General features: G+C 72.7%; 7 protein-coding genes. All 7 read left to right on the forward strand.

Annotated elements, in window-relative coordinates:
* Positions 1 to 6 precede the first annotated feature (6 nt).
* The 7 genes from kynU (at position 7) to ABZ738_RS04580 (ending at position 7,820) form a co-directional block, all read left to right on the forward strand.
* Positions 7 to 1,308: a kynureninase gene (gene kynU / locus ABZ738_RS04550; RefSeq protein ID WP_131057034.1), complete on the forward strand. Its 1,302-nt coding sequence runs from the start codon at positions 7 to 9 to the stop codon at positions 1,306 to 1,308.
* Positions 1,305 to 2,639: an NAD(P)/FAD-dependent oxidoreductase gene (locus ABZ738_RS04555; RefSeq protein WP_131057032.1), complete on the forward strand. Its 1,335-nt coding sequence runs from the start codon at positions 1,305 to 1,307 to the stop codon at positions 2,637 to 2,639. The genes kynU and ABZ738_RS04555 overlap by 4 nt, the downstream gene beginning before the upstream one ends.
* A 20-nt stretch (positions 2,640 to 2,659) precedes the next feature.
* A complete protein-coding gene (locus tag ABZ738_RS04560; RefSeq protein WP_176095985.1) occupies positions 2,660 to 4,141 on the forward strand; it encodes a 2-hydroxymuconic semialdehyde dehydrogenase in 1,482 nt (493 codons plus the stop codon).
* 76 nt (positions 4,142 to 4,217) lie between these two features.
* Entirely contained in the window at positions 4,218 to 5,012 is a 795-nt protein-coding gene (locus tag ABZ738_RS04565; protein WP_357210883.1) for a fumarylacetoacetate hydrolase family protein, read from the forward strand.
* Complete coding sequence (locus ABZ738_RS04570; protein WP_357210961.1) at positions 5,009 to 5,953, forward strand: acetaldehyde dehydrogenase (acetylating); 945 nt, start codon at positions 5,009 to 5,011, stop codon at positions 5,951 to 5,953. Before ABZ738_RS04565 ends, ABZ738_RS04570 begins: the two co-directional genes overlap by 4 nt.
* Before the next feature lie 35 nt (positions 5,954 to 5,988).
* Entirely contained in the window at positions 5,989 to 7,050 is a 1,062-nt protein-coding gene (dmpG, locus tag ABZ738_RS04575; RefSeq protein WP_131056344.1) for a 4-hydroxy-2-oxovalerate aldolase, read from the forward strand.
* Positions 7,047 to 7,820 (forward strand): fumarylacetoacetate hydrolase family protein, encoded by a 774-nt coding sequence (locus ABZ738_RS04580; RefSeq protein ID WP_357210885.1) that lies wholly within the window; start codon positions 7,047 to 7,049, stop codon positions 7,818 to 7,820. Before dmpG ends, ABZ738_RS04580 begins: the two co-directional genes overlap by 4 nt.
* Positions 7,821 to 7,931 lie beyond the last annotated feature (111 nt).

The raw sequence follows: 7,931 nt of genomic DNA on the forward strand, positions 1-7,931 counted from the left end.
GCGACGATGACGACGAACGAGACCGGGGCGCCACGCCCCGGCGAGGCCGAAGCCCTCCGGCTGGACGCCAGCGACCCCGGACACCGGCACCTGTTCCACGTGCCACCGGCCGACGGCGGTGACCATCCCGAGTCGGCGTACCTGGCGGGCAACTCGCTCGGCCTGCAACCCCGGGCGACCCGGGACGAGTTGCTGGCCGACCTGGACGACTGGGGGCGGCTCGGTGTCGAGGGGCACCTGGAGGCGGAACGGCCCTGGCTGCCGTACCACGAGCTGTTGACGGCCCCGGCCGCGCGACTCGTCGGCGCCCTGCCCACCGAGACCGTGGTGATGAACTCGCTCACGGTCAACCTGCACCTGCTGATGGTCAGCTTCTACCGGCCGAGCGGCACGCGGACCCGGATCGTCATCGAGGACAGCGCCTTCCCCTCGGACAGCTACGCGGTGCGCAGTCAGGCCCGGTTCCACGGCCTCGACCCGGACACCACCGTGGTCCGGCTGACGCCGCGACCGGGTGAGGACACCCTGCGCACCGAGGACGTCACCGCGTTCCTCGCCGCCGAGGGGCAGACCGTCGCGCTGCTGCTGCTCGGCGGCGTCAACTACCTCACCGGCGAGCTGATGGACATCCCGGTGATCACCGCCGCCGGCCGGGCCGCCGGGGCGGTCGTCGGCTGGGACCTGGCGCACGCCGCCGGCAACGTGCCGCTGTCGCTGCACGAGTGGGACGTCGACTTCGCGGCCTGGTGCTCGTACAAGTACCTCAACTCGGGGCCGGGCGCCCTGGGCGGGGTGTTCGTGCACGAGCGGCACCACGGCGATGCGGACCTGCCCCGCTTCGAGGGCTGGTGGAGCACGGCGGCGGCCACCCGGTTCGAGATGACGCCGGTCAGCCGGCCGCCGTCCACAGTGGAGGCATGGCAGATCTCCAATCCGCCGATCTTCTCGATGGGGCCGGTGCGTACCTCGCTGGAGCTGTTCGACTCGGTCGGGATGCCCGCGCTGCGCGACCGCAGCCTGCGGCTCACCGGATACCTGGAGCGGCTGCTGGACGAGGTGGCCGCCGGCCGGCCGCTGACCGTGATCACCCCGCGCGACCCGGGTCGCCGTGGCTGCCAACTCTCGGTCAGACTCGGCGAGGGCAGCGCCAGGGAGCTGACCAAGCGGCTCCGGTACGAGCACGGAGTGATCGCCGACGCCCGGGAGCCGGACGTCGTCCGGTTCGCCCCGGTGCCGCTCTACTCGACGTACCACGACTGCTGGCGGGTCGCCGACGCGCTGGCCGCGACCGTTGGGAGAGCTGGATGAACCGGGAACGCGACGAGATCGCCGTGGTCGGTGCCGGGCTGGCCGGCTGCCTGCTGGCCTGCTTCCTGGCCCGCCGGGGCTATGCGGTGGCGCTGTACGAGCGGCGGCCGGACCCGCGTACCGGGACGGTCGAACGGGGACGGTCGATCAACCTGGCGCTCTCCGAGCGCGGGCTGGACGCGCTGCGCCGGATCGGGCTCGACGAGCAGGTGATGGCCGACGCGCTGCCGATGCGGGGCCGGATGGTGCACCCGGTGCTCGGCGAGCCCGGCTTCCAGTCGTACAGCGTCTCCGGCGACCGGGCGATCAACTCGATCAGCCGGGGCGCGCTGAACAACGCGCTGCTGGAGGCCGCCGCGAAGCTGCCCGGCGTGCGGATCGCCTTCGACCACCGGCTGGTCGGCCTGGATCCGGACACCGCGCGGATGACCTTCGAGACCCCGCAGGGCACGGCCACCGCGGACGCCCGCGTCGTGCTCGGCACCGACGGCGCCGGTTCGGCGGTACGCGGACAACTGCTCGAACACGGCCTGGTCACCGAGAGCGTCGACTTCCTCGACTACGGCTACAAGGAACTCACCATCCCGCCGGCCGGCGGTGACTTCGCCCTGGACGAGGGCGCCCTGCACATCTGGCCGCGCGGCACCTCGATGATGATCGCGCTGCCCAACCCGGACCGCTCCTTCACCTGCACACTGTTCTGGCCCACCCACGGCACCGCGAGCTTCGCCTCGCTGGGCAGCAAGGCGGCGATCGAACAGCACTTCGCCGCGCACTACCCGGACCTGCTGCCGCTCGCCCCCGATCTGGTCGACGACTACCAGCACAACCCGGTCGGCGTCCTCGGCACGGTGCGCTGCGACCCGTGGCAGGTGAACGGACGCGTCGGTCTGCTCGGCGACGCGGCGCACGCCATCGTGCCCTTCTACGGTCAGGGCGCCAACTGCGCCTTCGAGGACGTGGTGGAGCTGGACCGCTGCCTGACCGAGTGCGACGACGACTGGTCCGCCGCGCTGCCGCTGTTCCAGCAGCGTCGGCAGGGCAACGCCGAGGCGATCGCCCGGATGGCGCTGGCCAACTTCGTCGAGATGCGCGACAAGGTCGCCTCGCCGGTGTTCCGGACCCGCAAGAAGGTCGAGCACGCCCTGGAGCGGGCGCTGCCCGGACGGTACGTCTCCCAGTACGAGATGGTCTCCTTCTCCACCGTCCCGTACGCGCAGGTGCGCCGCCGGGTCCGCCGGCAGTACCAGGTCCTCGGCGCGGTGGCCGCCGGTGTGCTGGCGGCGGTGGCCGGTGCGGCGGTGGCGATCGGGCGCGGGCGGCGTCGATGACCCGATGGGACCCCCGGCTGATGACCGGGCACGCGCCGGACGGCCCCGGCCTGCTGCGCAACTTCGTCGGCGGCGAGTTCCGCGACGAGGGCCCCCGCTTCACCCGCCGCAGCCCGGTCACCGGCGAACCAGTCTTCGAGGTGGTCGAGGCCGGTGCGTCGGTGGTGGACGAGGCGGTGGCGGCGGCCCGGGCGGCGCTGCGCGGGCCGTGGGGCCGGATGGGGGAGCGGGAACGCGCCGAGGTGCTGCGTCGGGTCGCCGACGAGCTGGAACGCCGCTTCGACGACCTGGTCACCGCCGAGGTGGCCGACACCGGCAAGGCCATCTCACAGGCCCGCACCCTGGACATCCCGCGTGGCGCGGCCAACTTCCGGGCGTTCGCCGAGATCGTGGCGACCGCGCCGACCGAGTCGTTCACCACGGTCACCCCGACCGGTGGGCGGGCGCTCAACTACGCGGTCCGCAAGCCGGTCGGCGTGGTCGCGGTGATCGTGCCGTGGAACCTGCCGCTGCTGCTGCTTACCTGGAAGGTCGCACCGGCACTGGCCTGCGGCAACGCGGTGGTGGTCAAGCCCAGCGAGGAGACGCCCGCCTCGGCCACGCTGCTCGCCGAGGTGATGGCGGCGGCCGGTGTGCCCGACGGCGTGTTCAACCTGGTGCACGGCTTCGGTCCCGGTTCCGCCGGGGAGTTCCTCACCCGGCACGCGGGCGTCGACGCGATCACCTTCACCGGGGAGTCCGCCACCGGCAGCGCCATCATGCGCGCCGCCGCCGACGGCGTGAAGGCGGTCAGCTTCGAGCTCGGCGGCAAGAACGCCGGGCTGGTCTTCGCCGACGCCGACCTGGACGCGGCGGTCGCCGGCTCGGTCCGGTCCAGCTTCACCAACGGCGGTCAGGTGTGCCTCTGCACCGAGCGGATCCTCGTGCAGCGGCCGGTGTTCGAGGAGTTCACCGAGCGGCTGGCCGCGCGCGCCGCCGAGCTGGCGTACGGCTGGCCGGCCGACGAGGCGACGGTGAACATGCCGCTGATCTCGCACACCCACCGGGACAAGGTGCTCGGTCACTACGACCTGGCCCGCGCCGAGGGCGCACAGGTGCTGGCCGGCGGCGGGACGCCGCAGTTCGGCGACGCCCGCGACGGTGGCGCGTACGTGCAGCCGACCGTGTTGACCGGCCTCGGCCCGGACGCCCGCACCAACCGTGAGGAGATCTTCGGACCGGTGGTGCACGTCGCGCCCTTCGACACCGAGGACGAGGCGTACGAGCTGGCCAACGGCACCGAGTACGGCCTGGCGGCGACCGTGTGGACCCGGGACGTGGGTCGGGCGCACCGGGCCGGCGCCCGGCTGGACACCGGCATCGTCTGGGTCAACACGTGGTTCCTGCGCGACCTGCGTACCCCGTTCGGCGGGGTGAAGGCGTCCGGCATCGGTCGCGAGGGCGGCGTGCACTCGCTCGACTTCTACTCCGAACTCACCAACGTCTGCGTGGATCTCTCATGAGCCAGCGTAGCGAGCGAATCATCGAAGCAGCCCGGGTTGAGGCTCATGGCGGGTCCGAGCGCAGCGAGGAGCTGACATGACCGTTCACCACGATCGAGCCGCCCGGGAACTGGTCGAGGCGCGGGAGAGCGGGAAGCCCTGCCCGCCGCTGCGGGGACGGCTGCTGCCCGAAGGGGACGTCGAGGCGGCGTACCGGGTGCAGCAGATCCAGGTCCACGAGTGGCTGGCGTCCGGTCAGCGCCGGGTGGGGGCGAAGGTCGGGCTGACCTCCCGGGCGGTCCAGGAGGCTTTCGGCGTGTACGAGCCGGACTTCGGTGTGCTCACCGACGTCATGGCGGTGCCCGACGGGGCCGAGATCGCCCTGGACCGGCTGCTCCAGCCCCGCGTCGAAGCGGAGATCGCCTTCGTGCTCGGCGCCGACCTGCCCGACGCCCGGATCACCACCGTGGACGTGCTGCGCGCCGTCGACCACCTGCTGCCGGCCATCGAGGTCGTCGACTCGCGGGTGGCCGGGTGGGACATCTCCATCGTGGACACGGTCGCGGACAACGCCTCCAGTGGACTGTTCGTGCTCGGCACCTCGCCGCGCCGGGTCGGCGACGTGGACCTGCGGCTGGCCGGGATGGTGCTGGAGCACGCCGGGGAGCCGGTGTCGGTCGGTGCCGGGGCGGCCTGCCTCGGCAACCCGCTGCACGCGCTGGCCTGGCTGGCCGGCACCCTGGCCCGCGCCGGTGACCCGCTGCGCGCCGGTGACGTGGTGCTCTCCGGTGCGCTCGGGCCGATGGTGCCGGTGACGGCCGGTGCGACGTACGAGGCACGTATCTCCGGGCTCGGTTCGGTCCGGGCCTGCTTCGCGAAGGAGGCGTCCTGATGGCCGGAGTGGCGGTGATCGGGTCCGGCAACATCGGCACCGATCTGATGATCAAGGTGCTCCGGTCGGGCGGTGACGCCGACGGTGGCCTGCGGATGGTGGCGATGGCCGGCATCGACCCGGCCTCCGACGGCCTGGCCCGCGCCCGCCGCCTCGGCGTGGCCACCACCGCCGAGGGCGTGGACGGCCTGGTCGCCATGCCCGAGTTCGCCGACGTCGACCTGGTCTTCGACGCCACCTCGGCCGGCGCGCACCGGCACAACGACGCCGTGCTGCGCCGCCACGGGCGCACGGTGGTCGACCTGACCCCGGCTGCCATCGGCCCGTACGTGGTGCCGCCGGTCAACCTCGACGAGCACCTGCACGAGACGAACCTGAACATGGTGACCTGCGGTGGACAGGCGACCGTGCCGATCGTTGCGGCGGTCCGCCGGGTCACCCCGGTGGCGTACGGCGAGATCGTCGCCTCGATCGCCTCGCGGTCGGCCGGTCCGGGCACCCGGGCCAACATCGACGAGTTCACCGAGACCACCGCGCGCGCCATCGAGGTGGTCGGCGGCGCGGAACGCGGCAAGGCGATCATCGTGCTGAACCCGGCCGAGCCGCCGCTGCTGATGCGCGACACCGTCTACTGCCTCTGCCCGGACCCGGACGCCGACCGGGCCGCCATCGCCGAGTCGGTCGCCGCGATGGTCGCCGAGGTGCAGGAGTACGTCCCGGGCTACCGGCTCAAGCAGGACGTGCAGTTCGACCGGGTGGACGGGTACGTGCCGACGCTGGGCCGGCAGCTCACCGGCGTACAGGTGACGGTCTTCCTGGAGGTCGCCGGTGCCGGGCACTACCTGCCCGCGTACGCCGGGAACCTGGACATCATGACCTCGGCCGCGCTGCGGACCGCGCAGCGCCTGGTCGCCCTGCGCACCGAGGGGGTGCGGGCGTGAGTACTGACGACGGGACGGTCGTGGAGGGCGGTCCGATGACCGAGCTGTACATCCAGGACGTGACGTTGCGCGACGGCATGCACGCCGTCGCCCACCGGTACACCGTCGACCAGGTCCGCACCATCGCCGCCGCGCTGGACGCCGCCGGGGTGGCCGCGATCGAGGTGGCGCACGGCGACGGTCTCGCCGGTTCCAGCGTCAACTACGGCCACGGCGCGGCCAGCGACGCCGACTGGATCGCGGCTGCCGCCGAGGTGATGACCACCGCCAAGCTGACCACCCTGCTGCTGCCCGGAATCGGCACCATCGCCGACCTCAAGGCGGCGCGTGCGCTCGGTGTGACCAGCGTCCGGATCGCCACCCACTGCACCGAGGCCGACATCTCCGCCCAACACATCTCGTGGGCGCGCGAGAACGGCATGGACGTCTCCGGCTTCCTGATGATGTCGCACATGAACGACCCGGCCGGGCTGGCCGCCCAGGCCAGACTGATGGAGTCGTACGGGGCGCACTGCGTCTACGTCACCGACTCCGGCGGCCGGTTGCTGACATCCGACGTGGCGCAACGCGTCGACGCGTACCGGCAGGTGTTGGAGCCGACCACGCAGATCGGCATCCACGCCCACCACAACCTCTCGCTGGGAGTGGCCAACAGCGTGGCGGCCGTCGAGCACGGGCGCGTCGTCGGCGCCGACGCGGTCGGCCCGGACGCCCCGCACGGGCGGACCGTCCGGGTGGACGCCTCGCTCGCCGGAATGGGTGCCGGGGCCGGCAACGCGCCGCTGGAGGTCTTCGTCGCGGTCGCCGAACTGCACGGCTGGGAGCACGGCTGCGACGTCTTCGCGCTGATGGACGCCGCCGACGACATCGTCCGCCCGCTCCAGGACCGGCCGGTCCAGGTGGACCGGGAAACCCTCTCCCTCGGCTACGCCGGGGTCTACTCCAGTTTCCTCCGGCACGCCGAACGGGCCTCCGCCCGGTACGGCGTGGACGTCCGCTCCATCCTGGTCGAACTCGGCCGACGGCGGATGGTCGGCGGGCAGGAGGACATGATCGTCGACGTGGCGCTGGACCTCGCCGGGCAGGAGAGAACATGATCGGGCCGGACATCGCCGGGATCGCGGCGACACTGGACCGGGCGGCCGACACGGCCACCGCCGTACCGCAGCTCGCCGCCGAGACCGGACTCGACGTCGACACCGCGTACGCGGTGCAGGCCGCTCTCGTGCAACGCCGGCTCGACCGTGGCGAGCGGCTGGTCGGGCTCAAGATGGGACTGACCAGCAAGGCCAAGATGGCCCAGGTCGGGGTGGACGAGGTGATCTGGGGTCGACTCACCGACACCATGCGGATCCCCGACGGCGGCACGGTCGACGTGACCGGCTTCATCCACCCCCGGGTCGAACCCGAGGTGGCGTTCCTGCTGGACCGACTGCCCGAACCCGGCGAGCCGGTCGGCGACTTCACCGACGCGGTCCGCGCCGTCGCCCCGGCGATCGAGCTGATCGACAGCCGGTACGCGAACTTCACCTTCTCCCTGCCGGACGTCATCGCCGACAACACCTCGGCCGGCGCGTTCGTGATCGGCCCCTGGTCACCCGTGCCCGACGGGCTGGAGAACCTCGGCGTACTGCTGGAGGTCGACGGACGAGTCGCCCAGGTCGGCTCGACGGCGGCCATCCTCGGCGACCCGCGCCGGGCCCTGGACGAGGGCATCCGGCTGGCCGGGCGGCACGGCGTACGGCTGCGGGAGGGGTGGGTGTTCCTGGCGGGGGCGGCTACGGCGGCGGTGCCGTTGCGGGCGGGGGTGCGGGTGCGGGCGGTCGTGGAGAAGTTGGGCGGGGCTTCGGTTCGGGCTGTGTCGTGATGTCGGGCTTTCTTGGTCGTGGTGGCGTTGGTGGTTGCGCGGTGGGGGTTCCGGGCAGCCCGACCGGCTCCGGGCGGTCAGGCTTGATCCCTGCGCCGGTCGGGCTGCCCG

Origin of the sequence: Micromonospora sp. NPDC047793 (assembly GCF_040642635.1) — a bacterium.
In the GTDB taxonomy this organism is placed as follows: domain Bacteria; phylum Actinomycetota; class Actinomycetes; order Mycobacteriales; family Micromonosporaceae; genus Micromonospora.

Bases quoted from the DNA above. Each gene is read 5' to 3' on its own strand.
- kynU (WP_131057034.1), top strand. From the start codon at position 7: ATGACGACGAACGAGACCGGGGCGCCACGCCCCGGCGAGGCCGAAGCC.
- ABZ738_RS04555 (WP_131057032.1), top strand. From the start codon at position 1,305: ATGAACCGGGAACGCGACGAGATCGCCGTGGTCGGTGCCGGGCTGGCC.
- ABZ738_RS04560 (WP_176095985.1), top strand. From the start codon at position 2,660: ATGACCGGGCACGCGCCGGACGGCCCCGGCCTGCTGCGCAACTTCGTC.
- ABZ738_RS04565 (WP_357210883.1), top strand. From the start codon at position 4,218: ATGACCGTTCACCACGATCGAGCCGCCCGGGAACTGGTCGAGGCGCGG.
- dmpG (WP_131056344.1), top strand. From the start codon at position 5,989: ATGACCGAGCTGTACATCCAGGACGTGACGTTGCGCGACGGCATGCAC.
- ABZ738_RS04580 (WP_357210885.1), top strand. From the start codon at position 7,047: ATGATCGGGCCGGACATCGCCGGGATCGCGGCGACACTGGACCGGGCG.